Consider the following 24841-nt stretch of genomic DNA (forward strand, 5'->3'; position numbering starts at 1 on the left):
TCGGTTCGAATCCGTTATCCTCCACACTAATTTTAAGCAGGCTGATCTCAAAGTAGAGCGCTTGCTTGTCCCGAATGCTTTCGGGAAAGAGGTCATCGGTTCGAATCCGTTATCCTCCACACTAATTTTAAGCAGGCTGATCTCAAAGTAGAGCGCTTGCTTGTCCCGAATGCTTTCGGGAAAGAGGTCATCGGTTCGAATCCGTTATCCTCCACACTGATTTAAACAGCCGCTTAACCAGCGGCTTTTTTTATGCCGTATTACTTATACATTATCTATTCTGAAACTTTGGATAAATACTACGTTGGACAAACGGAAGATTTAGACAGGCGTCTATCCGAGCATTTGGCAGGCATTTCGACTTACACATCAAAAGCAAAAGACTGGACGCTGAAGTACACCGAAAGCTTCGACAGCAGGGAGGCCGCCTTCAGGCGAGAGCAAGAGATTAAGCGAAAGAAAAGCAGGAAGTATATAGAATGGCTGATCTCAAAGTAGAGCACTTGCTTGTCCCGAATGCTTTCGGGAAAGAGGTCATCGGTTCGAATCCGTTATCCTCCACACTAATTTTAAGCAGGCTGATCTCAAAGTAGAGCGCTTGCTTGTCCCGAATGCTTTCGGGAAAGAGGTCATCGGTTCGAATCCGTTATCCTCCACACTGATTTAAACAGCCGCTTAACCAGCGGCTTTTTTTATGCCGTATAAGTTATATATCATCTATTCCGAAACTTTGGAGAAATACTGCATTGGACAAACGGAGGATTTGGATAAGCTTAAGAACTATTTTTAGTAGTTACTAAAATAGCCACTCACTTTTCAATATTTTAAAGTTATTTTAACATTGATCATAAATAGACCTTCTAAAAATCTCTTGAAATAAACTTCAACGATTCCTATCTTGTATCATGCCTTTTCCCTTCTCTGTAAGTTATACTAAACGCTTGAAAGCTGTTATCACTGATGATAATCTGCAACAGGTGTTGGATTATATTCAAAAGACAATAGTGGAAAACAAAGGAGACAACGTTTTAATTCAAGATAACACAGTCAGTTATGGCGGTACTACAGGTGCTGTGAGAGGGTCATTATTTGGCATGGTGGATGGTGGTATGTTTTCATTAGTTACAATAGACCGGGGTACGACCTTATATTATAAAGTTGTAATGCGTCGGAACTCTATCTTAAGTATAATTCTTGCAACTATCTTCGCGATGGGTACTTTATGTACAACTGGCTTTTCACAATCATGGTTATTTAGCTTAGTTGCCTTTATTTTTATCTCTTGTGGAAACGCGATGATAAGTTGGTTTATGCACGAGGATTTCGGTTTTCAGATTGTAAGTAACATCGATAGATTAATAGGTTTTAAAGATGAGGTAAGTAACATAGATAAAAAGCATGATTCCGATTCTGAAAAGCTGAAGAGCTGGTTCTAGGAGGCTAATATAACATAGAATTGAACTTTCCAATTTTTTTAAAGATTCTGTAACGTCCTTTATAGGTAATAAGATTGAAGAATTTTCCAGAAAATTAGGCGCTACTTGCCCTTTGATAGTTCATCAAAAGCGTCAAAATCACAATCTAAGTAACCGTCTTTATCAACAAACATAATTCTTGTTTCGTAAGCATCTGCAATAACCCCAAACATGCTCGTTAGGGAGCTGTAGATGTAATCAGGATCGGCACCAAATGTGTTTGTCCAAAATATATTACCATACTTTGCTGTTCCTTCGTTTAGATCAACCCAATAGCAATTACCTGCACCGTCCTCCAGAAATGGAAATAGTTGTTTACATGGCTTAAAATCTTTAGCCCAATTGTAAAAACTGTCGTCAAATTTCATACTTTGTTCGTGGTAATTGATCGCGTCTTTTAAAGAAAGGAAGTTATGGATAGGTATTAGTCCTGTTTTACCACAGGGCGTTATATTATCAATGCTAGTTCCATCAGCAAATAAATATAGTTCTTTAAGTTCGTCGTTAAAGTTCAAGCCTAGCTTATCTTCAGTTTTAGTTATATCTGTAGGAGCTGCAGGCGGCCTAAGTATGCTTGGGAAATAATAATTGAGTTCTTTCTGCTTTTTTAGAATAGCGCTAAAGCTTTCTGTAATAGTGTTCATAGGTAAAATAGCAATAACTGAAACTACAAGATAGTGATTAGACGGCTATTTAAATTAAAAACTGCACCCTTCCTGTTGACAAGCCTTGTTTTTAGCTGTAAATAAAGATTATAAATCTCTACTTCACGCTACTACTAGTTTTCCCAAAATCCGAAAAGGGCCATCCCTTTTCGGAATAGCCCTTTACTCTTTTATGGTCGGTTTTTCTTTATTTAACCTTTGCCGAGGACGGATCTACCTTACGGTAAGCCCAGCCGAAGATGAGCGGGAATACCCACAAACTGAAGATCATGGCGCAGAGGATACCGCCGATAACCACACGTGCCAATGGTCGTGAACTTTCTGAGCCGATACCGTGCGAGATGGCCGCGGGCAGTAACCCGATTGCCGCCATCAGGGCCGTCATCATCACCGGCCGTATCCGCGAGTTCACGCCAAGCTTAATGGAGGAATACAGTGTATGATGGTCGCCCGTCAATTGCTCCAGGTTTTGTTTGAATACTGTTATGAGCAGAACGCCGTCTTGTATACAAATACCAAACAATGCAATAAAACCTATACCTGCAGAGATACTGAAATTGGTACCGGTAATAAACAGGGCCAGGATACCGCCCACAATGGCAAACGGAACGTTAAGGAACACCAGCGCCGCATCTTTGATGTTACCGAACATACTAAACAGCAGCAGGAAAATAAGCGCCAGGCTGATCGGCACCACCTGCGTCAGTCGCTTTTGCGCGCGCTGCTGGTTTTCAAAGTCGCCCTGCCATTCCATCCGGTAACCACGTTTTACCTTTACCACGGCATTCACTTTGCGTTGCGCTTCGGCAATGGTACTGCCCATATCGCGCCCGCGAACGGAGAACTTAACCGTCGAGTAGCGTTCGTTGCCATCGCGGAAGATCAGACACGGTCCTGTTTTCTCGCTGATGTTCGCAATCTGCTTAATCGCTACTTTAGAGCCGCTTTGCGTAGGCACCAGCAGGTTACCTATGTCGGTAGGTGTCCTGCGGAAGTTTTCGGGGAAGCGTATCCGGATGTCGAACGTGCGTACGCCTTCATAAAGCGTCGAGGCTGCTTCGCCACCAATCGCCATCGAAATCACCGAGTTGGCGTCTGCAGTGGTGACACCATACTGCGCCATCTTTTGCTGATTCAGGTTAATATCCAGTTCAGGAAGGCCGATGCTTCTTAACACACCTAAATCTTCGATACCCCGCACCTTCTTCAATACCTTGTAGATCTCATCAGCGCGGTTCTCCATGTAGTTTAACGAATCGCCGTAAACCTTCACTACGATGGAACCCTTTACCCCGGAAACCGCTTCCTCGACGTTATCACTAATCGGTTGCGAGAAGTTGAGGCTTGCGCCCGGAAGTACGGAGAGCTTTTTATTCATCTGGTCTATCAGTTCCTCTTTAGTTACTTTCGGGTTCCAATCCTCTTCGGGGTATAATAACACGTCGAACTCGTTGTTATAGAAACCCGCTACGTCTGTACCGTTATCCGGCCGGCCCGTTTGCGAGGCCACATATTTCACCTGCGGAAAAGTCATGACCAATTGCCGCACCTGTTTGGCCGTACTGATCGACTGGTCCAGCGAAACGCTGTAAGGTAACTGCACCCGCAGCCAGATGGCTCCTTCATCCAGTTCGGGTAAGAACTCGCTTCCCAGGAACTTAAAGGAGAAAAGACCAATCACCATGGCAATCAACGACACGGTTACCACGATTTCCTTTTTCTTAAAAGCGCCAACGAAGCCATTCAGCATAAAACCGGTAAGTGCATGCACAAAAGGGTTATGCTTTTCATGCACGTTCTTCTTCAGCAGCATGCTAATCAGCACGGGCACAAGGGTAAGCGTAGTAATCAGCGCACCTAACAGGGCAAAACCAAGGGTATAGGCCAGAGGCGAAAACAGCTTACCTTCCACCTTTTCGAAAGAGAACACCGGCAGCAAACCGGTAATGATGATCAGCTTGGCAAAAAAGATGGCTTTACCCAGCATTGCGCCATTGTTACGGATCATGCCCAGTTTGGCCACTTTGTTAAACCGGTCCATCCCCATCTCGACGGCCTTATGATCCAGGAAGACGAACATCCCCTCTACCATTACTACCGCACCATCTATAATAATCCCGAAATCCACCGCGCCCAGCGATAGCAGGTTGGCAGACATGCCCATCATGTGCAAGCAAATAAAGGCAAAGAGCAGCGCCAGCGGGATAATGATGGAGACAATAAGCGTGGTACGCCAGTTAAACATAAATACCGAAACCAGTAAGGTCACCAGCAGTATACCCTCTATCAGGTTATGCAATACCGTATGGGTAGCGTACGAAATCAGATCGGTACGGTCATAATAAGGCACAATCTTGGTATCCGGCGGTAGTACATCCCGGTTCAATTTCTCAATTTCAGCTTTCAAGGCAGTTACCACCTTGGTTGGGTTCTCGCCTTTACGCATCACGATGATCGCTTCCACCGCATCTGTATCATCGGTTACCCGGCGATGGCCATGTTCGTCTACAATGGCATCGCTTCGGCCCACCCAACCCAAACGGGGCAGGTTAGAGATCTGCACCGTAGCCACATCTTTTACTGTAACCGGTACACCATTATTATCACTTACGATGATGTTCCTGATCTCGTTAATATCATTCAGCAAACCAATACCTCTTACAGCGTAAGCCTGGTTGTTCTGAATGATCATATCACCGCCGACGTTGATATTCGTTTTCTGAACAGCCGTATACACATCAAGCGGAGTAATACCCAAACTGGCCAGCTTTTGCGGATTTACCGTTATCTCATACGTCTTGGTTTTTCCGCCGAAGGCGTTGATGTCACCGATGCCGGGGATAGCCCGCAACCTACGGTCAATCAGCCAGTCCTGCATGGTTTTCAATTCCCTTACATCCCTCACCTTGCTACGCAGGGTGTAGCGGTAAATTTCGCCCGTGGGGCCTACCGGCGGCTGTACCGAAGGGTTCACCCCATTCGGCAGCGTGGCGTTGTTGAGCAAATACATCACCTGCTGGCGCGCTTCCGGGTCTTTCACGCCATCTTCAAAGATCACTTTTACGTAGCTAAGGCCAAAGATCGTAGTGGACCGCAGACTTACTTTTTTCTGTACCGGGTTCAGCGCAATCTCAATAGGGATGGTAACTAATTTCTCTACCTCCTCTGCACTTTGGCCAGGCCATTGGGTGATAATATCAATTTCTGTATTGGTAACATCGGGAAATGCCTCTATCGGCATTTGAATAAAAGTAATGATGCCCCCTATTACCAGGGCCGCTGCCATGAACAGGATGAAAATCCGGTTCTTCAGCGAAAATCCGATTATGCCTTTAAGTATCTTAACCATTCCAGTAAGCTTTTAGCTGTTGAGCGACCCGTAAATTAAAATTGCTTTAGACGAGATCACCCTTTCGCCCAGTTTCAGACCCGAGCTGATGTAAGCAGTCGTTCCGTTTTTATTGAGCACCTCTACCGGTCGTAATTCTACGTGGTTGTGCCCGGTCAATACAATAACGTAGTACTGGCTATGATCGAAAACCAAAGCACCTAAAGAAACAGAAAGCGCCTTGGTATCTTCGGTATTAGCTACCGTAACTGTTGCAAACATCTGCGGCTTCAGCACGTAACCCGGGTTATCCAAAACCACACGCATCTTCATTACTTTGGTATTAGGATCAAGCACGTTCATCAATTTATCCACACGCCCGTGGAAGATCTTGTCCGGGTAAGAAACGGTGGTCACGTCGGCCTTATCACCCTCATGTACCTTGCCGATGTTCTCTTCGTACACATTTGCCTGCACCCACACCTGTTTCAGATCGGATATGGTAAACATCGGCGCATTATTATCCGTACGGATAGACATGCCGTTATTGATATTCTTCTGCACCACAAAGCCCGATATCGGCGCCTTGATCACAAAAGTTCCATCCGTGTTATTCCCGTTGATCTTTAATACACGCTTTGCTGCAATAAGCGCTGCCAGGGCTTGTTTGTAAGCCGCTTTCGCGTTTGTTACGTCAACCTCTGATGCCAGGCCGCTTTTAAAAAAGTCTTCCTGCTGCTGCAGTTGTCTTTTTGCCTGGTCTGCCCCAGCCTCTGCCGAAGAAAGGCTGCTGGAGTAGTTGGCCATTTCCCCGCTGCGGATATACCCCAGCACCTGGCCTTGCTTTACATAGTCGCCAGGCATTACGTTAATGCCCTGCAGCGTACCCGAAACAAGCGGATACATATTCAATACTTTATCTGCGTTAAAGTCTACCGCGCCGCTGAATTTAATGGCATAAGCTACGTTAGAACTACGTACGGTATCAACCGAAAGCGTTCGCATCAGCGAATCAGGCAGGATATTAGGGTTACGTTCCGGCTCTGCGGGCTTGTGGCTGCTGCAAGAGAAAAGTCCGGAAAGAATAACAACATACGCTACTACCGCATAGCGTGATCTGGTGTTATGTGTAAATATCATAAGGGGAATTGATTAACGGTTAAAAAAAGAACTGGCAGTGATGTAGTTGATCTGCTCTAACGACGACAGCCGGTTAAACAGCAAGCCATTGAATTGCAGCACATTGTTTTTATAGGCCTCATAAAAATCAAGGAACTCGAGCAAGCTGATATTTTTACGCTGATAATTCTTCAGCACCTCGTGAACCAGGTGACCAAAATCCTGGTTAAAAGATGGATCAAGGTCTTTGTATAATTGTTCTGCCCGCAGCGCGCTCTTATATCCGGTAAAAAGATCATTGGCAATTTGGTCCTGCTGGTTTTGCAAACCAAGTTTACCCTGTTCTATGGCAATCTGTGCTTGCTTGATGTTTCCCTGGTTACGGTTGAAAAAAGGCAGATTGAATTCGACGCCCCCGCCAAGGTAATTCTGGTTGAACGATCCAAACTTGTCATAACTTAAAGAGAAGCTGACATCCGGTTTGGCAATTGCTTTCTGAAGCTGAAGGTTAAGGTTGTTATAATCCACCACAGACCGGGCATACTTTAAATCGTTACGGTTGGTATAGGCCGAATCGAGGTAACTGGCATACGGTACAGCTGCTACACTTTGGTTGATCGCCTCTTTCCAATCCAGGCGCGGCACTACGGTAACACCCGGAGCAGCGCGGATTAGCATTTTAAATTCGCTCTGCAGCGTATCAATACCTTGTTGCAGGCCGTTGTATTCGTTGCGAAGCGCATACAATTGTGATTGCACCCGAAGCAACTCTTTCTGCGAAATATTACCCTTGCTGTATTGCTCGCGGTAAGCGGTAACTGTTTTGGTAAGGGCGTCTATTTCCTCGTTATATACCTTAGCAGACTGCTGCTGGAAATAGATGTTGTAAAAATCATTCCGAAGGGTAAACCGCAACGTCCGCAACAGGTCAAAAAACTGGTATTTGGCCTGTTCTACCCCTAAGTTGGCTAACTGGATGTTTTTGTTGCGTTTGCCGGCAGTGGTAAAAAGCTGCGATAAGCCTGCCGACTGGTTTCTGTAAGCATTATGGGTATTATTATAAATACCGTTTTCGAAATTAAAGTCGGGGTTAGGGAATAACCGCGCTGTTATTACTTGCGCGCTGGCATTATCAATATTATAGTGCTGCGCAAGCAGGGTAAGGTTCTTTGTTAAAAATTGCGTTTCTGCTTCTTTAATACCTATACTGAGTGTATCGTTGCTGAGGCCTTGCGCTTTAACGCAGGCCCCGGCAACTATACACCACAATTGAATAGGGAAAAGAACGCGAACAAATTTTCGGTGCATAACTATTTGTTTATGCAAAGTTATCTACAGGATGTTAGAGGCCCGTTATACCGGAATTAGAATAGTATTAGAAAAAAACCGGCGTAAAAACAACGGTAACTAATGTACCTTGCCCGGGGCCACGCTCCAGCGATACTTCGCCTTTATATAATTGAATAATCTTTTTAGTCATGTACAAGCCAATGCCACTACCTGGCAAACTTCTGGCGTTTGAACTTCTGTAAAAAGGCAAAAACACCTTATCCAGCTCTGCGGCGGGTATGCCTATCCCCTCGTCCTGAATGCCTATCCTGATGGTGGTACCATCACCATAGAGCGTACATTTAACCGGCTTACCATCCGAAAACTTATATGCATTTAAGATAATATTATTTAATGCAATCAGCAACAGCGATTTATTTGCCTTTATCTGCAATTTTTCCTTTTCGTCCGGCAGCTGTTCGATATTCACCATAAACTTTCCGCCCGAATTTACATTCCAGTAATCCTGCAGTTCCCAGATAAGATCGTCCACAGCAACGGGTGCAAGGGACGCACGGGTGTATTCCATATCCGTCTGGGCCAGTTCAACCAAACTGCTGATGGTTTCGTTCAGTCGCAAACTGTCTTTCAGTACCTCCTCTAATATCTGCCGGTAGTATTCAGGCGTGCGGGGTTTACTCAGTCCCAATTCGGCTTCGCCTATCATACTGGTTACAGGCGTGCGTAACTCATGCGAGGCATTCACCACAAAGGTTTGCTGCAATTCAAAAGCATTCTGCAAATGCGAAAGCAGTTCGTTGAAATACCTGGCCAGCGAAGCAACCTCGTCCTTCCCGTTACCTTCATCTACACGCAGGTGCAGATTGTTTACCCTGATGAGCTGCAATTGCCGCATCAATTTATGTAATGGTGCCAGCGCCCTTTCGGCAAAAAGACGCCCGATTAAAAAGAAGCCGGAGGCGATCACTAAAAAGAGGATGACCATAGCCCGGCGCAGATCGGCCAGTCGTTTTAAGTTATGTTTCGCTACCGCCGAAACCAGGATGACAAAGTTCCCCTGGTTGTCTTTGTAATAAAGACCTAGCGTTTGCCTGTCGCCGTTAGCAAGTTCCAGATAGCCTTTCTTACGTACCTTGTTAATCACCGCTGCCGACCATAAGCGGGCATCAGAATTGAGGAAAGAACGGTTATGCAGATCATAGATCCCGATCTGTTCATCAGGAAGTTTCACCAGGTAGCGGTCTTTCACCTGGTTTAAAGAATCGGGCGCTATTTCGTCCGCTTCGAGATAAAGCTGGGCCACTACATTTGCACGATCGTGCAGGTGCTCGAAGAAATCGCTTTTGAGATAACCGTAAAATAAAAAGTAAATTACGCCAAGTATCAGTAAAAGTGTAACAGCGCTAATGATGGAAAAATGCAGGGCGAGCCTGTCTTTAATCTTCATCCTTTTTTACCTTCATAATATAACCCATCCCGATAACGGTATGGATCAGCCGTTGCTGAAAACCTTTGTCTACTTTTTTCCGCAGGTAGGTAATGTATACATCTATAAAATTGGTACCGGTGTCAAACTCTATATTCCAGACCTTCTCTGCAATAAACTCCCTGCTCAGCAAGCGGTTAGGATGCTGCATAAACAGTTCCAGCAGGGCATACTCTTTCGCTGTAAGCGCAATTTCTGTATTGCCGCGATAAGCCGTTTTACTGCCGGGGTCAAGCGTGAGGTCCTGAAATTTTAATACATTTTCAGGGGCGGCAGCTTTACCAGAGCGTCTCAATAAAGCATCTACGCGGGCAAGCAATTCGCTAAAATGAAAAGGCTTCACCATATAATCGTCTGCACCGGCCTGCAAACCGTTTACCTTATAATCGACAGAATTGAGTGCTGATAAGATCAATATCGGCACATTGGTGTTCTCCCTGCGGATCATCCGGCAAAGGTCTACGCCGCTGATATCCGGCAGCATCAGGTCCATAATAATCAGTTCCGAGCCTTTCTGGCAGACCCGGTTCAGCGCCTTGGCGCCGTCATCTGCAAGTTCGGCTTTATGTCCGTACTCTTCCAAACCTTTTACTATAAAAGCCGATACCTTGGGTTCGTCTTCCACTAATAAGATCTGAGCCATGTTTCTATTTTTTGTTGTCAAAGTAAAAGATGCTGTATGAAGAATGGATGAGCACGATATACTTCCTCTAATCCCTAATAAACTGACTATAAAGGCTGACTGACAACTTGTTAAAAAAATAAACAATTTTGTTTACTTTTGGATATGAAGGATTGGATAGAAAAGTATCGTGGCATCAATCCGGGTGCTATTCTTGATCGTCAGCTAAAAAAGAGGAAGATCAAACAGAAAACTTTTGCCCGCGAAATACACGTCCCTGCACAAACCATCAACGCGATTATTAAAGGAGTCAGAAAAATGACACCCGAGGTTTCCCTTAAAATAGACCACGCCCTTGGATTGCCGGAAAGTACGATGGCTGTTTTGCAGGCTATCTATGAATCAACACTGGTTAAAAGAAAACTGGAATCAACAGCACATCCGGATTTTTCAAGGATCAGAAAAATCCTTTTCTGGGATACCGATTTTGACAAGATCAACTGGCAGCAACAGAAGAACGCAGTAATCAGAAGGGTTTTAGAACGTGGCAACGAAGAGGAAAAACAGGAAATAAAGCGCTACTATGGTGTAGAAAGCATTAATGCGGTTATAGAAACAATCATTACCAACCATTCGCAACGGCGGCATTTAGCCAAAAACACATCGCTCTAATGCTGCATTGGGAAACAATTTCTGAACAGTTAAAGGCTTCATTGATCACTTTGATGAAGGCCGAGCAACTGAAAGACTACCGGCTTGTTGGCGGCACGGCACTAAGCCTTTATTTAGGACATAGGATGTCTGTAGATATTGATCTTTTTGCCGATGCTGAAAAATACGGTACAATAGATTACGCCGCCATTGAAGTTTATTTAAAAGATACCTTCCCATTTGTAAGCGGCGACTTTGGCGGTGATCCGGCTTTTGGTAAGTCTTACCTGATAGGTGAAAATCCCGATAATGTTGTAAAACTGGATATTTATTATGCTTCAGAATCTTTTGTGGACGATGCCCAAATCATCGACAATATCCGCCTTGCTTCAATACAAGATATTATTGCGATGAAAGTTGATGTTATAAGACGCGGCGGCCGGAAAAAAGACTTTTGGGATCTGCACGAGCTACTTCCCCGTTTTAGTATTCCGGAAATGATAGCAATACACGCCAAAGCCTATCAGTGGACACATGACAAAGCATTGGTTCGTAAGAACTTCATAAACTTTAAATATGCAGACGAAGACTTTGATCCTATCTGCCTAAAAAACAAAGAATGGGTTTTCATTAAAGAAGATATTGAAGAAGCGGCCGCCCAGAGTTAAGCGAATCTTCTTTAGCCCGGATAATTAATACACACCTTACACCGTTATTGTCCGAAAACTTACCTTCGTCTATCTTTAGCCCAAACTGAATAATGAACAAGCGTAATAAGTACCTCCGCAAATTAGTTGCCGGACTTAAATCACTCGGCCCGGGGCTGGTTACCGGCTCCAGCGATGACGACCCTTCCGGTATTGCAACTTATTCGCAGGTTGGCGCGCAATTTGGCTTTGCCGCCCTATGGACAGCCCTGGTTACTTTTCCGTTGATGGCAGCCATCCAGGAGATGTGCGCCCGTATCGGCCTGGTCACTACTAAGGGGCTAACTTCTACGCTAAGAAACCATTATCCTAAGTGGATACTCTGGCTGATGATACTTTTTTCTTTCCCGGCCATTGTGCTGAACATTGGTGCAGATATTGCCGGTATGGGAGCGGCCGCCAACCTGATTACGCCGCGTGTGCCCGCATTCGCTTTCAGCGTTTTGTTCACGATACTGATATTGGCAGCCATTATTATTTTTCCGTACCAGAAAGTAGCGGGCATTTTAAAGTGGTTCTGCATTACGCTGCTGGTTTACCTGGCGGTTCCGTTTTTTACCGATGTAAACTGGATGGTAGTATTAAAGTCGACCTTCATCCCCCACATCAGCTGGAGCAAAGATTTTCTTAACGCGCTTGTCGCTATCCTGGGCACCACTATTTCGCCATATTTATTTTTCTGGCAGGCTACCATGGAAGCAGAAGATATCCAGCAAAAAGGACAAACCCTGATGGTGGATAAAAGAATGATCAGCAAAATGAGGCAAGATGTAGATACGGGTATGCTTTTCTCAAACGTGGTGATGTTCTTTATTATCCTCACCTGCGGCAGCGTATTGTACCCGCATGGCATCCGGCAGATACAAACCGTAGAACAGGCTGCCGTAGCGCTTAGGCCGATAGCTGGCGACATGGCCTACTGGCTGTTTGCCATCGGTATTATTGGCACAGGTTTCCTGGCAATACCTGTGCTTAGCGGTTCGCTTTCATATATGTTTGCAGAAACCTTTAACTGGAAACAAGGGCTCGACAAGAAATTCTTCCAGGCCAAGCCCTTTTATGGGGTCATCATCATTTCGCTCGTCATCGGCGTATTGCTGAACCTTATCGGCATTAACCCGGTGCAGGGTTTAATTTACTCCGCCATTCTATATGGTTTAACCGCGCCGGTAATTATACTGGTGGTACTGCATATCAGCAATAACCGCAAGGTGATGGGCGATGAAGTTAACGGAAGGTGGTCTAACATACTTGGCTGGCTCACTTTCATACTCATGAGCGCAGCCGCAGTTGCCATGCTTTACCTGCAATTCAGCTCGTAAGATAAGACCACTTCACAAATACTATTGCGATACTCCTGGTGCTCCATCAGGTTGTGGTGCTGGTTGCGGTGCCGGATCTGGGGTAGGTGGTACTACCGGGGGCTGCGGCGGTTTGTTCTCGTTGATCTTCAAACCCAGATAGGTCACACTGCTGATACCGGTAAGCAGCACCAGGGTAGAATCGAGCGTAGGTAGACTGCCGCACGGTACTTTATTAATCTGGCATATATAAATTACCATGGCGACCAACGTCCAGGCCACATGCTGAAAGCGGTGTACACTGATTCCATTCTGATCGGACAAAATATCAGAAAAGAAACCGTCCGAAGGGCCATCCTGATGGTGGGCCTGACTTTGGTTGTTAGCATCTATTACATTACCCCCAGCTGCTGTTGCAGCACTAATACCCATCAAAAGCAGCAAGTTCTGGTCTATTGCCATCTGCTGTATGCAACAACCTCTACAAAGTTCAATATACACGTAAGAACAAGCGATCAGGACCGTCCACAAACCCAATTGGGTTCTCGAAAGACTGAACGTACGGGGTATCTTGTTGGGGTCGGTCACGTTAGCGTACTTAGTGCCCTTGGCGGCCAACAGGAAGGCGTTGGGGTCTGTAACCGCATCGCGGAGCATATTGGAGCGAAAAATCGCAATAAAAAACACCACCAGGATAAGGGCAATAATTAACCAGCCTGCCCATGCACAACCGGTACAGTTCTGGGCTGCAGGTGCAACTGCAATTTTTGTGGCTGTTGTAGTAACGGGCGTTACCAACACGGTACCACTCGAAAAAGCAGTGTCCGTCTTCACCAAAGCCGGATCAGGGTTGCTGGTGTTTACGGTCGTGTCGGCAGTAAAAGCTAAAGCATGATGCCCCACCAACAGCAAGGCGGGAACCAGCATGAACAGGATTATCTTTCTCATGATTTTTTTGTGATTAAGGAATATTAAAAGGTTAATGGTTGCTGTATTGTGTTTTAGCTAAAGCAATGATTGAAACAAGAACTACAGCCAACGGCTTGTTTCCTGCTACTTTCCGAGCCTTATCTTCAATGAAGTTATAATTATCTGATGATTTATCGAAATATTTTTTTGCAACAAAAAATAATTGTTAATTTGACACTAATTATTCTAACCAATTATGTCACCAGATACGTTTGTGATCGGCCTGGATTACGGTACAGATTCCGTTCGGGCAATTATAATTAATACCACCAACGGGCAGGAAGTAGCTGCGTCCGTGTTTTATTACCCTCGCTGGCAAAAGGGGTTGTATTGCAATGCAGCTGCCAACCAATTCCGTCAGCACCCGCTGGATTATGTCGACGGACTGGAGATCACGATTAAAGATTGTTTGAAACAGGCCGGGCCGGAAGTAGCCGCGCAGGTCAAAGGTTTATCGGTTGATACAACTGGTTCGTCGCCCGTTGCGGTTGACCGTACCGGGACACCGCTTGCCCTTACCGCCGGTTTCGAAAATAACCCCAACGCGATGTTCGTTTTGTGGAAAGATCACACCTCGTTAGTAGAAGCAGCGCAGATCAACGAACACGCGACTAAATTCGAGCCTAACTACCTTAAATATGTTGGCGGCATTTATTCGTCAGAATGGTTCTGGGCAAAACTGCTGCGCATATTACGTGTGGATGAAACCGTTCGCGAAGCCTGCTATTCATGGGTAGAGCATTGTGATTGGGTGCCTTTCCTGCTTACCGGCGGAACCGATGCTTCAGCCATGAAACGCAGCCGTTGCGCCGCCGGGCATAAAGCATTATGGGCCGAAGAGTTTGACGGCCTTCCGCCCGACGAATTCTTTTCGTCTTTAGACCCGCTGCTGAAAGGCTATACGGATCGTCTGTTTAAAGATACTTATACTTCTGATGTTGCCGCAGGTACCATCAGCGCAGAATGGGCAGAAAGATTAGGACTGCCTAAAGATGTAGTGATCGGCATAGGCGCGTTCGATGCGCACATGGGGGCTGTAGGCGGGCAGATAGAGCCTTATTACCTGAGCAAGGTAATGGGTACTTCTACCTGCGATATGATGGTGATCCCGACCGAAGAAATGGAAGGCAAGCTGATTAAAGGTATCTGCGGACAGGTAAATGGTTCGGTAGTACCGGGCATGGTGGGTCTGGAAGCAGGTCAGTCTGCCTTTGGCGATACCTATGCCTGGTTCAAAAAGCTACTTTCATGGCCGTTGAATGAATTGTTAAAACATTCAAAAGTGGTTAGCGCTGAAACTGCCGAGGCCCTTTATAACGAATTATCAGAACAACTGCTTCCGGAACTGGGCAGACAAGCTGCCTTGCTGGAAGTGGATGAACATACCGAACTGGCGATCGATTGGTTTAACGGCCGACGTACGCCTGATGCAGACCAGCAATTAAAAGGTGCGATAGCCGGGCTTGGCCTTGGTTCTGATGCGCCGCGCATCTTCCGTGCACTTGCTGAAGCAACCTGCTTCGGTGCAAAAAGCATTGTAGACCGTTTTGTGGAAGAAGGCATACCCGTTAAAGGACTGATCGGTATCGGCGGAGTAGCTAAAAAATCTGAGTTCATTATGCAAATGATGGCAGATGTAATGGGTATGCCGATCAAGATCCACCAGTTCAACCAAACCTGCGCATTAGGTGCGGCTATGTTTGCGTCTGTGGCAGCAGGCATTTATGCCGATGTTGCCGAAGCCATGAAGGTGATGGGCGGTGGTTTCGATGCCGTATACGAACCCAACCCCGAGAAACAGGCCGTATATGCAAAACGCTACCAGCAGTACAAAGCCTTGGGCGGATTCATTGATGCGCAAACCCAATCAGCCAAATTAAACCATCAGGAGGTAAACGCATGAGCAAGTACGACGAGATAAGACAAGCAGCCTATGAGGCCAACATGCAGTTACCGAAACTGGGGCTGGTACTATTTACATTCGGCAACGTGAGCGCGGTAGACCGCCAGGAAGGCGTTTTCGCCATTAAACCCAGTGGTGTGCCTTACGAAGACCTGTCGCCGGATAACATGGTGATTGTTGACTTCGAATCAACTATTGTTGAAGGCAGCCTTCGCCCCTCTTCAGATACCAAAACACACGCTGTATTGTACAAGCACTGGGAACACATCGGTGGCATCGTACATACTCACTCTACTTATGCCACTGCCTGGGCGCAGTCGCAGCGAGATATCCCGATCTATGGTACCACCCATGCTGATTACCTCGCTACAGACATTCCGTGTGCACCGCCCATGAGCGACGAGATGATCGAAGGTAATTATGAATATCAAACCGGTTTCCAAATCCTTAACTGTTTCCAGGAAAGAGGCATCAGCCCTAAAGAAGTAGAAATGATGCTGGTAGGGAACCATGCACCATTCACCTGGGGCAAAACCGCCGCCAAAGCTGTGCATAACAGTGCCGTGCTGGAAACGGTAGCGCAAATGGCGTTGTTAACCGAGCAGATCAATCCGCAGGCGCCACGCTTAAAGGATGCGCTGATCAACAAGCATTATTTAAGAAAACACGGCCCGGATTCTTATTACGGCCAATCCTAACGCATAGCGATGAGAAGATACCTTATCCAACTTACTTTAATGCTTGCTGCCCTACTTTATGGCGCAAATAGCAATGCACAAAAGGTAGCCCAAACGCCCCCCATGGGCTGGAATAGCTATAACTGCTTTGGCTCGGCCGTGCACGAGGATGAAGTAAAGGCAAACGCTGCTTACATGGCCAAACATTTGAAACCGTATGGCTGGCAGTACATTGTGGTAGACTTTCTATGGTCATACGACAACCCGCCGGGCAGCCATATCGGTAACCCGTTTCAGCAGAAACTATGGGATGGTTCGTATGTGCCATGGCTAACCATGGATAAATGGGGCCGGTTAACCCCGCAGCCTACCAAATTTCCATCTGCATTCAACACACACAGCTTTAAACCGCTTGCTGATTATGTGCATGGCCTGGGCTTAAAATTCGGCATCCACGTCATGAGAGGCATTCCACGCCAGGCGGTTTGGTCAAAATCCCCTGTATTGGGTACAAAAGGCATCACGGCCGACATGATTGCAGATACCGCCTCTACCTGCCCATGGATGAACCATATGTACGGCCTGGACATGAGCAAGCCCGGCGCACAGGAATACCTGAACTCTATCCTGGACTTATACGCCTCATGGGGTGTAGATTTCATTAAGGTGGATGATATTTCCCGGCCTTACCATAAAGCCGAGATCGAAGGCTATCAGAAAGCTATTCAGCATAGCAAACGCCCTATTGTGCTGAGCATTTCGCCAGGTGAAACACCGGTTAAAGAAGCCGACCACGTAAAGCAATATGCCAATATGTGGCGCATGGCAGATGATTTCTGGGACAGTTGGAAAGAACTGCTGCACATGTTTGAATATGCCAAAACCTGGGAAGGCAAAGGCGGACCGGGTTACTGGCCGGATTGCGATATGCTGCAAATCGGTAAGCTTTCTAAACGTGGTCCTGTCGGCCCTGAACGTTATAGCAAGTTTACTAACGACGAGCTGTATACCCATATGACGTTCTGGTGTATTTATAAATCGCCGTTGATGATGGGTGGAAACATGCCGGAGAACCGCCCGGTAGACCTGGCGCTGCTTTCTAATCCAGAAGTACTTGCCGTAAACCAGCGCGGCAGCAACCCTCGTCAATTATATTCCCGCAAAGATGACAGCATGGTTTGGTACAGCGAAATACCCGGTTCGAAAGACCTTTACGTAGCGCTTTTTAACCTTTCTGATCATGCCCAACCGGTAAGTATCCCTTTAAAAGAGCTGAAGCTGGAAGGCAAAGTGACGGTAAGAGACCTTTGGAAAAAACAAAATGCGGGCACCTTCAGCGGTGATTACCAGCATCAGGTAAGCTCGCACGGCGCGGCACTGATCCGCATTTCACCAGTTCATTAATTAAAATTACAAACCTCAGATATGATCGATCTAAAAAACTTTGAAGTATGGTTTTTAACCGGTAGCCAGCATTTATATGGCGAGGAAACCCTGAAACAGGTTGCCCAGCATTCGCAGGAAATTGTGAACGGACTGAATGCTTCCGGCCGCATCGCGGCGCAGTTGGTTTTTAAACCTGTTGTTAAAACTACCGAAGAAATCTACTCCACTATTCAGGCGGCTAACCAAGCCCCTAATTGTATAGGTATCATTACCTGGATGCACACCTTCTCCCCTGCTAAAATGTGGATCAGGGGGTTAAGCGCATTGCAAAAACCATTGCTTCACCTGCATACCCAATTTAACCGCGATATTCCGTGGAGTTCTATTGATATGGATTTCATGAACCTGAACCAAAGCGCCCATGGCGACCGCGAATTCGGCTTTATGGTATCACGCATGCGTATGGAGCGCAAGGTAGTAGTAGGCCATTGGCAAGATACCGAAGTAGCTTCAGATGTGGATACCTGGGTACGTGCCGCCGCTGCATGGCACGACTGGCAGGGTGCAAAATTTGTTCGCTTTGGCGACAACATGCGCTATGTTGCCGTAACAGATGGTGATAAGGTGGAAGCCGAATTAAAATTTGGCTTTTCGGTAAATACCCACGGCATCGGCGACCTGGTAGCGGTCATCAATGGTATCAGCGACAGCGAAATACAACAATTGCTCACTGAATATGAAGACAGCTATACCATGAATGCTGCCTTGCGCAAAGGTGGCGAGAAACACCAGTCTGTTTATGATGCAGCGCGTATAGAATTAGGTTTACAAGCATTCCTGAAAGACGGCGGATTTAAGGGCTTCAGCGATACGTTTGAAGACCTGCACGGCATGGTACAATTACCGGGCATCGCCGCACAACGCCTGATGGCGGCCGGTTACGGCTTTGCAGGTGAAGGCGACTGGAAAACTGCTGCCCTGGTACGCGCCTGCAAAGTAATGGGTGCCGGCTTGCCGGGTGGTAACGCCTTTATGGAAGATTATACCTACCACTTCGACCCGAACAATTCTTTAGTATTAGGTTCGCACATGCTGGAAGTGGATGCTTCCCTGGCCAACGGTAAAGCTTCGCTTGAGGTACATCCTTTAGGTATTGGTGGTAAAGCTGATCCTGCGCGCTTAGTATTCAACGTAGCAGGCGGACAAGCCTTAAACGCTTCTATTGTAGACATGGGTAACCGTTTCCGTTTACTGGTTAACGAAGTAGAAGCGGTAGAGCCGCAGAACGATCTGCCTAAATTGCCGGTAGCGCGCGTACTATGGAAACCGCTGCCAGATATGAAAACCGCCTGCGCTGCATGGATCTATGCAGGTGGGGCGCACCACACCGCTTATAGCCAAAACTTAACTTCTGCGCACATGGAAGATTTCGCTTCAATGGCAAATATAGAATACGTTCGCATTGGTAAAGATACCCGCATCGACCAGTTACGTAACGAACTGCGCTGGAGCGACGTGTACTACAAATAATCGTTTTCCATTTTTACTTTAATAAATTTAGTTTAAGGTCTGCTTTGAAAAAGGCGGACCTTTTTTATTTCGCTTAATGTGTACAGATCGTATTTTAATGTCCTTTCGACGAACAGTGTTTGGAAAATGAAGTGGCTGGCGAAAACCACTTCGCCACGTCTGCCGCGTTCGCCACATTTACCCGGTCAGCCATAGGTTTTATAACTTTTATGTCAGGATTAGCGCCATTATTGTGACAGTAGCTTCATCTGTACCAATCAATACTAAATCCTGATAAAGCCTTGGTTAGGAAAATGTAGGGAGATAAAATTGAGGCAGAGATACGATCAAATCTATTTAGGTAAGTTAATTTTTCAACCAATTTATTGCGGCATTTAACGTTGCATCAGCAACTTGATCTTTATGGTCAGAAACCTCTACATCCGGGTGAATGTTAACTAAGTATTTCTTGTGGTTACGGTCAGCTACATAGCTGGTTGCAAGGTACAAATACGCACCTGTAGATAGTTTAAACCCCTGATTAGCTGTAATGAATCCGGCAGTAGGCTGCCCAAAAAGCCTTACATTATGCTTACCTATAAAACATACCGTGGTCATCTCGCCGCTGCTCGCTGTTCCCGCTCCTGCCAGCACTGCAATTTTGTTCCCGGGCGTTTTAACCTGGTATGGCTCTTTTACTGTTACCCCTTTTATACCGTTAGCACCAGAACTGCCATTGTTATAAAACCATGGATAACCCACGTCTGACTTTGTTTTAGGATCAATAAAATATCCCAAGGTCCCCTCACCAATGAGCGGCCCTAAACCGGCTATCATCGGGTACATGTTACCGCCTGAATCTTTACGCAAGTCGACGATCCAGCCTTTTACATCCTGCTTTGTATCAAGTTCCCGGATAAGTGCTTGGATTTGTTCAGCAAACCTAACGCTGGCGTTATTACTGGTTGATTCAAAGCCCGGCACCGACAGATAAGCTATTCCTCCCTCCAGCAATTTGGAGTATGGCTGTTGCTGAACTGAATTACCAGAGGCATACTTTTGCGCATTTATCTTACTTTGAAAGAAAGAATGCTTGTCTCCTGCTTTTCTTAGTTTACCTATCACATAGTCAGCAATGATTGGTGCATCATCAAGTGATGATACATTTTTAGACAGTTCCGCCATTTCCTTATCCACACTGCTCCAATCAACGGAATCCGCGTATAAAGCATTCTGCTTTACAATGTTGATAACCTCTTTACCAAACTTTAAAAGCTGGTCATTTGATCTGGCATTCGCTACTGGCGAAAACTCCTCTATGGCAAAATCGTCAAACCATGCAAAACCGCTACCCATTAAAAAACCACCTAATAACAAGCGTTTGGCATCAGCAGCTATTGTTAACTTAAGGGTAAGCTTTTTCCAGTCGTTATTTCCCGTTAGTTCCGCATTTTGCATCTGCGAGTTCTGGAAGCTGATGATTTTGTTGTTCTTATCCCATACCTGGCACCACAACTGTACATTCCCATTTAAGTCACTGGTTTTCACGTAGCAGGTAACAGCTATTTCTTTAAGATGATCTGCCTGAATATTAGTTATCTCAGAGAAAGAAAAATACGCTGATGCCGGTAAAGTAGATGCTCCCCGAATGTAAAATGACTTACCGCCCGAGTGCTTTTGTTCGGCAGTTAAACTGGTAGTATAGCCTTCTGTTTCTTTACTATTCCACGCCTGCGGCATCAATTTAAGTGTGTCTCTGCCTAGCTCAAACCCTGGATTAATAATTTGGCAATAAGTGTTGAGGGCGAAAAAACAATATGCAAGCAATGCAAACAATGTTTTCATGATAGGAAGGTTGTTTTAAAAATGACGAAGTAATTTAGAAGTTAAAACAGCTATATCCAAGTATTATTGTCTGTGATAGCTTTTGTTTGTTTTAGCATTAGAAAGGTGTCATGATAAATAGCTGTGAATTGATGGTGTTAAAAGATCGGTGTAAATTTGAGCAATGGATAAAGCGCCCTTAAAAGTAGCCTTTATAGTGCCCCCTAAAGTGCATCTGCTGGATATTACCGGTCCGGCTCACGTATTCTATGAGGCAAAAGACGAAGGCGCGCCGCTGGAACTGATCTTTAGTAACATCATAAAAGGACAGCATGAGGCCGAAAGCAGCAGTATGCTGGCATTCTATAAGCTTGTCGATTTCTCTGGGATCAACCTTGGAAAAGGCGACCTGGTGTTTATCCCCGGCATTGAATCTTCGTTACTATTAAGCCGGGAGTTTTTGGATGCCTGCAAACCCTTTCAGCAATGGCTAAGGGAACAATATCAACGTGGCGCCGTATTATGCTCGGTTTGTACAGGCGCCTTTTTGCTGGCAGATGCCGGGCTGTTAGACGGCAAACAATGTACCAGCCACTGGAAATACCTTGACGAGATACATAAACGATACCCGAAACTGAAAGTATTGGATAACAGACTTTTTGTATCCGATAGCGATATCTATACCAGTGCAGGTGTTACTTCGGGTATCGACCTTGCGCTGCATATCCTCGAAAAGAAACTCGGCTCCTACTTTGCTGCCAAAATAGCTAAGGAAGTAGTGGTTTATCATCGCCGCTCTGAAAAAGATCCGCAGTTAGACGCATTTATGCTTTACCGTAACCATCTTGACCATCGCATACACGCGGTACAGGATATGTTGGCACAAAACCTGTCGGACCAAACGGCTATAGAGGTGCTGGCAGAAAAGGTTTGCATGAGCCCAAGAAATCTGACGCGACTTTTTAAGAAAACCACTCAAATTACTATCGGCAGTTATATCGCGCAATTACGGATCAGCCACGCCGTAAAATTACTGAATGAGGGTTACACCCTGCAGGCCGCTGCTGATAGTTGCGGACTGAAAAGCACGGCCCATCTACGCAGGATGATCGCTAAAAGCAGTACCGCAGCAATGTCCGGATAGTGCAGGTAATTGTCCTGATCAGGTGATAAAGCCTTGATATTTTTGGATTAATTATTTAATCCAATATGAAAAATTTTATTTTTTTTACTACCATTCTCGCGCTGTTGCTGACTACATCGGTTAACGCGATGATGAAGAAAACCGGCTACTATTGCATGCCCTGCGGTAACGACTGCGACACCATAGCCTACAGTGGGCCCGGCACCTGCCCACATTGTGGCATGAAGTTATACACGCAGCCGGAGATAGAAAACCTAAAACGCAATCAGCAAAAACAGATTAAAGTTGCCTTTTACCTGCAGCAAGGGGTAGAAGTGCTTGATTTTGCCGGCCCGATGGAAGTGTTTACTGCCGCTGGCTTTGAAGTATTCACGGTTTCTAAAACAAAAGACCCGGTATTGTCGCAGGGAGTGCTTAAAATTATCCCCGACTATGACATTAAGGACGCCCCCGAAGCAGATATCCTGGCTTTTTTCGGGGGTGGCTCTAACAACATTACCGATGATAACGAAGTGATGCAGTGGATAAAAGGCTATAAACGTCCGCAATATTATTTTTCTGTTTGTACCGGTGCCTTTGCCCTCGGCAAAGCCGGCCTTCTCGATGGCCTGACTGCAACTACCTTTCACATGAGCATTGGTTCATTGCGCAAAGCCTGCCCTAACACCAAAGTACTCTCCGACGTACGTTTTGTAGACAACGGCAAAATAATGACCACCGCGGGTATCTCAGCCGGGATAGACGGTGCGCTCCATCTTGTTGCCAAAATAAAAGGCATGTCCGCTGCAAAAAACGTTACCACTTACATGGAATATGACAAGTGGGTACCAGAACAAGGGCTGATCGTTGATAAAGCTAAATAACGGTTAGTACCGCAGTTAAGCTAATAGTACCATTATCTTGTTATTCTCTGAAGGAAACAGGGTAATGGTTTATTCTGTATTCGCCTGTTTTTAAAATTTGCGTTAAATCTCCGTCCTCGCTTTAACCATACTCTACTGCTGAAATAGGTTTTTCAAAAGATATCTTTAAGCTCGCTTCTATTTCCCGCGAAGGTTTGCATTGAATAAACATCAGGCTTTAAGCGATATCGTACAATTTCGCAGTGCGCGGTTTAACGCTGAACAACACCCTTTTCATCTCCTGGAAATATTCTGGCTAAGTCCTCAAATTCAGCTTTTTTTGCAATCGGACGAAAACCCCTAAAAACAGTAAAGCCTCCTGATGGGCAGGAGGCCTTTACTAACCAATTATAAACCTAAATTATGAGAAGACTTTTTTATCAATTATTATGGTGTAAAATTAACACTTACTTTTTACACCAACAAATTTTTTTAATTTTTTTATCAAAGAATCTCGATTTCCCTTATCAATATTGAAAACCTACGACAAATATATTATTAGTTTATCAATAATTGTATCAACTACATGTAAAAATAACTGTTACAAAACAATTCTTTAACATTCTGCCAATCATATACAACGGTTATCATTTATTATTGCAGCATGAAAAACAATCACCAGGGAAACTATGAGCAGCAGCTTACGCCGCTCACCCTCTGGGTAATGACGATCACCACCTGCCTGGTAGTTGCAAACATCTATTACAACCAGCCTTTGCTGAATGATATCGCGCAGGATTTTAAGGTAAGTACGGCCAAAGCCGGCCAGGTATCTATGTACACGCAGATGGGTTATGCCGCGGGATTATTATTTATTGTCCCTTTGGCGGATATGCTGCAACGTAAAAAACTGATGCTGATCGATTTTGCGTTGATCATCGCCTCGCTGCTGGCCATCGGCTTTTCCAAAAACATCATTTTACTTTATGCCGCCAGTTTTCTGGTAGGGCTATCTTCGGTAATCCCTCAATTATTGATCCCGATGGTTGCACATCTGGCTAAACCGTCCGAACGGGGCAAAAAGATTGGATTTGTACAAAGTGGTCTGCTCATTGGCATACTGCTGTCAAGGACGATTAGCGGCTTCGCCGGTGCACATTTTGGCTGGCGCTCTATCTTTTATATAGCCGCAGGCCTGATGGTGGTACTCTGGTTCTTAGTCTACAGGCTACTGCCAGAGATAGAGCCATCGTACCACGGTAAATACGGCAGCCTGATGAAATCATTGATAGACATATTTAAAGAAGAACCAAAGCTAAGGCTTGCGGCTTTTAGAGGGGCGCTATGCTTTGCGGCCTTCAGCGCCTTCTGGTCTACATTGATCTTTCTGCTACGGCTGCCCCAATTTAACGAGGGGAGCGATGTAGCGGGGCTGTTCGGCCTTGTTGGCGCATTTGGCGCTATCGCTGTAGGGTTTATGGGCCGGTTGAGCGATAAAATGGACGCCTATAAACTTTCTACCTTTACTATTTTACTATTAGTGATCTCTTTTATCGTCTTCTTTTTCTCGGGAAGCAGTTTCATTGGGTTGGTCATCGGGGTTATCCTGATGGATATGGGCGTACAGGCTACGCACATCTCTAACCAGACGATTATCTTCTCATTAAACCCGGCAGCCCGCAATCGGATCAATACCGTATACATGGTGTCCTATTTTGTCGGCGGCTCGCTGGGCACACTGGTGGCCACCCAGCTATGGGGCAGCTACGGCTGGAACGGGGTGTGCGCTATTGGTACAATTCTGTCTGTTATCGTACTGATTGTACAATTGCTTAATCATAAAAACATGACCGTAAGTAATAAAACTGTACAGCAATAGTTACCTTATCCAGACAATTATCGAATTTTTTAAAAATATTTCATCTCTTAAAAACTCGCTTTTT

General features: G+C 45.6%; 20 protein-coding genes. 12 read left to right on the forward strand and 8 right to left on the reverse strand.

The genetic code is table 11. The annotated features are described in order from the left end of the window. Positions 1–252: 252 nt before the first annotated feature. Together MUY27_RS11515 and MUY27_RS11520 are read left to right on the forward strand one after the other, a co-directional pair. On the forward strand, positions 253–498 hold the full coding sequence (locus MUY27_RS11515; RefSeq protein WP_245130171.1) for a GIY-YIG nuclease family protein: 246 nt from the start codon (positions 253–255) through the stop codon (positions 496–498). Between the two features lie 407 nt (positions 499–905). After that, on the forward strand, positions 906–1436 hold the full coding sequence (locus MUY27_RS11520) for a hypothetical protein (protein WP_245130172.1): 531 nt from the start codon (positions 906–908) through the stop codon (positions 1434–1436). Between the two features lie 101 nt (positions 1437–1537). Here MUY27_RS11520 and MUY27_RS11525 read toward each other — a convergent pair whose 3' ends face one another. From MUY27_RS11525 to MUY27_RS11550, 6 genes are all read right to left on the reverse strand, one after another. Continuing rightward, complete coding sequence (locus MUY27_RS11525) at positions 1538–2119, reverse strand: SMI1/KNR4 family protein (protein ID WP_245130173.1); 582 nt, start codon at positions 2117–2119, stop codon at positions 1538–1540. Between the two features lie 208 nt (positions 2120–2327). Next, positions 2328–5489, reverse strand: coding sequence for an efflux RND transporter permease subunit (locus MUY27_RS11530; RefSeq protein ID WP_245130174.1), 3162 nt, complete (start codon positions 5487–5489; stop codon positions 2328–2330). Positions 5490–5501: 12 nt separating this feature from the next. Further along, complete coding sequence (locus tag MUY27_RS11535) at positions 5502–6608, reverse strand: efflux RND transporter periplasmic adaptor subunit (protein WP_245130175.1); 1107 nt, start codon at positions 6606–6608, stop codon at positions 5502–5504. A 12-nt stretch (positions 6609–6620) separates the two neighbouring features. Further along, a complete protein-coding gene (locus MUY27_RS11540; RefSeq protein ID WP_245130176.1) occupies positions 6621–7895 on the reverse strand; it encodes a TolC family protein in 1275 nt (424 codons plus the stop codon). 67 nt (positions 7896–7962) lie between these two features. Continuing rightward, positions 7963–9324, reverse strand: coding sequence for a sensor histidine kinase (locus MUY27_RS11545; protein WP_245130177.1), 1362 nt, complete (start codon positions 9322–9324; stop codon positions 7963–7965). Next, complete coding sequence (locus MUY27_RS11550) at positions 9314–10006, reverse strand: response regulator transcription factor (protein WP_245130178.1); 693 nt, start codon at positions 10004–10006, stop codon at positions 9314–9316. The genes MUY27_RS11545 and MUY27_RS11550 overlap by 11 nt, the downstream gene beginning before the upstream one ends. 144 nt (positions 10007–10150) lie before the next feature. On the opposite strand from MUY27_RS11550, the gene MUY27_RS11555 reads away from it, so the two are divergent. The 3 genes from MUY27_RS11555 to MUY27_RS11565 all read left to right on the forward strand — a co-directional run bounded on the left by MUY27_RS11555 (position 10151) and on the right by MUY27_RS11565 (position 12665). Further along, positions 10151–10657, forward strand: a complete 507-nt coding sequence (locus MUY27_RS11555; RefSeq protein WP_245130179.1) for a helix-turn-helix transcriptional regulator — start codon at positions 10151–10153, stop codon at positions 10655–10657. Next, the gene (locus tag MUY27_RS11560) at positions 10657–11304 is read left to right on the forward strand and encodes a nucleotidyl transferase AbiEii/AbiGii toxin family protein (RefSeq protein ID WP_245130180.1); all 648 of its coding nucleotides are present in this window, start codon (positions 10657–10659) and stop codon (positions 11302–11304) included. The genes MUY27_RS11555 and MUY27_RS11560 overlap by 1 nt, the downstream gene beginning before the upstream one ends. 92 nt (positions 11305–11396) lie before the next feature. After that, positions 11397–12665: an NRAMP family divalent metal transporter gene (locus tag MUY27_RS11565; RefSeq protein ID WP_245130181.1), complete on the forward strand. Its 1269-nt coding sequence runs from the start codon at positions 11397–11399 to the stop codon at positions 12663–12665. Positions 12666–12686: 21 nt separating this feature from the next. Here the strand turns inward: MUY27_RS11565 and MUY27_RS11570 are convergent, their stop codons facing one another. Next, complete coding sequence (locus tag MUY27_RS11570) at positions 12687–13592, reverse strand: hypothetical protein (protein ID WP_245130182.1); 906 nt, start codon at positions 13590–13592, stop codon at positions 12687–12689. A 217-nt stretch (positions 13593–13809) separates the two neighbouring features. Here MUY27_RS11570 and MUY27_RS11575 point away from each other — a divergent pair, with 217 nt between their 5' ends. The 4 genes from MUY27_RS11575 to araA are packed head-to-tail and all read left to right on the forward strand — an operon-like array spanning position 13810 to position 19109. Then, a complete protein-coding gene (locus MUY27_RS11575; protein ID WP_245130183.1) occupies positions 13810–15516 on the forward strand; it encodes a ribulokinase in 1707 nt (568 codons plus the stop codon). After that, positions 15513–16214 carry an L-ribulose-5-phosphate 4-epimerase gene (locus MUY27_RS11580; RefSeq protein WP_245130184.1) on the forward strand — a complete coding sequence of 234 codons (702 nt, stop codon included), beginning with the start codon at positions 15513–15515 and terminating at the stop codon, positions 16212–16214. Before MUY27_RS11575 ends, MUY27_RS11580 begins: the two co-directional genes overlap by 4 nt. A gap of 9 nt (positions 16215–16223) precedes the next feature. Continuing rightward, positions 16224–17597 carry a glycoside hydrolase family 27 protein gene (locus MUY27_RS11585; protein WP_245130185.1) on the forward strand — a complete coding sequence of 458 codons (1374 nt, stop codon included), beginning with the start codon at positions 16224–16226 and terminating at the stop codon, positions 17595–17597. Between the two features lie 21 nt (positions 17598–17618). Next, on the forward strand, positions 17619–19109 hold the full coding sequence (gene araA / locus MUY27_RS11590; RefSeq protein ID WP_245130186.1) for an L-arabinose isomerase: 1491 nt from the start codon (positions 17619–17621) through the stop codon (positions 19107–19109). Positions 19110–19454: 345 nt separating this feature from the next. Here araA and MUY27_RS11595 read toward each other — a convergent pair whose 3' ends face one another. Next, positions 19455–20828, reverse strand: coding sequence for a S41 family peptidase (locus tag MUY27_RS11595; protein ID WP_245130187.1), 1374 nt, complete (start codon positions 20826–20828; stop codon positions 19455–19457). Between the two features lie 268 nt (positions 20829–21096). Between MUY27_RS11595 and MUY27_RS11600 the strand changes: the two genes are divergently transcribed. The 3 genes from MUY27_RS11600 to MUY27_RS11610 all read left to right on the forward strand — a co-directional run bounded on the left by MUY27_RS11600 (position 21097) and on the right by MUY27_RS11610 (position 24777). After that, entirely contained in the window at positions 21097–22056 is a 960-nt protein-coding gene (locus MUY27_RS11600; protein WP_245130188.1) for a GlxA family transcriptional regulator, read from the forward strand. 65 nt (positions 22057–22121) lie between these two features. After that, the gene (locus MUY27_RS11605) at positions 22122–22919 is read left to right on the forward strand and encodes a DJ-1/PfpI family protein (protein ID WP_245130189.1); all 798 of its coding nucleotides are present in this window, start codon (positions 22122–22124) and stop codon (positions 22917–22919) included. 643 nt (positions 22920–23562) lie between these two features. Further along, positions 23563–24777 carry an MFS transporter gene (locus MUY27_RS11610; protein ID WP_245130190.1) on the forward strand — a complete coding sequence of 405 codons (1215 nt, stop codon included), beginning with the start codon at positions 23563–23565 and terminating at the stop codon, positions 24775–24777. Positions 24778–24841: the final 64 nt, after the last annotated feature.

Source organism: Mucilaginibacter straminoryzae (assembly GCF_022953055.1).
Classification (GTDB): Bacteria; Bacteroidota; Bacteroidia; order Sphingobacteriales; family Sphingobacteriaceae; genus Mucilaginibacter; species Mucilaginibacter straminoryzae.

Excerpts from the sequence above, each read along its gene's own strand:
- MUY27_RS11515 (WP_245130171.1), top strand. The coding sequence starts at position 253 with ATGCCGTATTACTTATACATTATCTATTCTGAAACTTTGGATAAATAC.
- MUY27_RS11520 (WP_245130172.1), top strand. The coding sequence starts at position 906 with ATGCCTTTTCCCTTCTCTGTAAGTTATACTAAACGCTTGAAAGCTGTT.
- MUY27_RS11525 (WP_245130173.1), bottom strand. The coding sequence starts at position 2,119 with ATGAACACTATTACAGAAAGCTTTAGCGCTATTCTAAAAAAGCAGAAA.
- MUY27_RS11530 (WP_245130174.1), bottom strand. The coding sequence starts at position 5,489 with ATGGTTAAGATACTTAAAGGCATAATCGGATTTTCGCTGAAGAACCGG.
- MUY27_RS11535 (WP_245130175.1), bottom strand. The coding sequence starts at position 6,608 with ATGATATTTACACATAACACCAGATCACGCTATGCGGTAGTAGCGTAT.
- MUY27_RS11540 (WP_245130176.1), bottom strand. The coding sequence starts at position 7,895 with ATGCACCGAAAATTTGTTCGCGTTCTTTTCCCTATTCAATTGTGGTGT.
- MUY27_RS11545 (WP_245130177.1), bottom strand. The coding sequence starts at position 9,324 with ATGAAGATTAAAGACAGGCTCGCCCTGCATTTTTCCATCATTAGCGCT.
- MUY27_RS11550 (WP_245130178.1), bottom strand. The coding sequence starts at position 10,006 with ATGGCTCAGATCTTATTAGTGGAAGACGAACCCAAGGTATCGGCTTTT.
- MUY27_RS11555 (WP_245130179.1), top strand. The coding sequence starts at position 10,151 with ATGAAGGATTGGATAGAAAAGTATCGTGGCATCAATCCGGGTGCTATT.
- MUY27_RS11560 (WP_245130180.1), top strand. The coding sequence starts at position 10,657 with ATGCTGCATTGGGAAACAATTTCTGAACAGTTAAAGGCTTCATTGATC.
- MUY27_RS11565 (WP_245130181.1), top strand. The coding sequence starts at position 11,397 with ATGAACAAGCGTAATAAGTACCTCCGCAAATTAGTTGCCGGACTTAAA.
- MUY27_RS11570 (WP_245130182.1), bottom strand. The coding sequence starts at position 13,592 with ATGAGAAAGATAATCCTGTTCATGCTGGTTCCCGCCTTGCTGTTGGTG.
- MUY27_RS11575 (WP_245130183.1), top strand. The coding sequence starts at position 13,810 with ATGTCACCAGATACGTTTGTGATCGGCCTGGATTACGGTACAGATTCC.
- MUY27_RS11580 (WP_245130184.1), top strand. The coding sequence starts at position 15,513 with ATGAGCAAGTACGACGAGATAAGACAAGCAGCCTATGAGGCCAACATG.
- MUY27_RS11585 (WP_245130185.1), top strand. The coding sequence starts at position 16,224 with ATGAGAAGATACCTTATCCAACTTACTTTAATGCTTGCTGCCCTACTT.
- araA (WP_245130186.1), top strand. The coding sequence starts at position 17,619 with ATGATCGATCTAAAAAACTTTGAAGTATGGTTTTTAACCGGTAGCCAG.
- MUY27_RS11595 (WP_245130187.1), bottom strand. The coding sequence starts at position 20,828 with ATGCCGCAGGCGTGGAATAGTAAAGAAACAGAAGGCTATACTACCAGT.
- MUY27_RS11600 (WP_245130188.1), top strand. The coding sequence starts at position 21,097 with ATGGATAAAGCGCCCTTAAAAGTAGCCTTTATAGTGCCCCCTAAAGTG.
- MUY27_RS11605 (WP_245130189.1), top strand. The coding sequence starts at position 22,122 with ATGAAAAATTTTATTTTTTTTACTACCATTCTCGCGCTGTTGCTGACT.
- MUY27_RS11610 (WP_245130190.1), top strand. The coding sequence starts at position 23,563 with ATGAAAAACAATCACCAGGGAAACTATGAGCAGCAGCTTACGCCGCTC.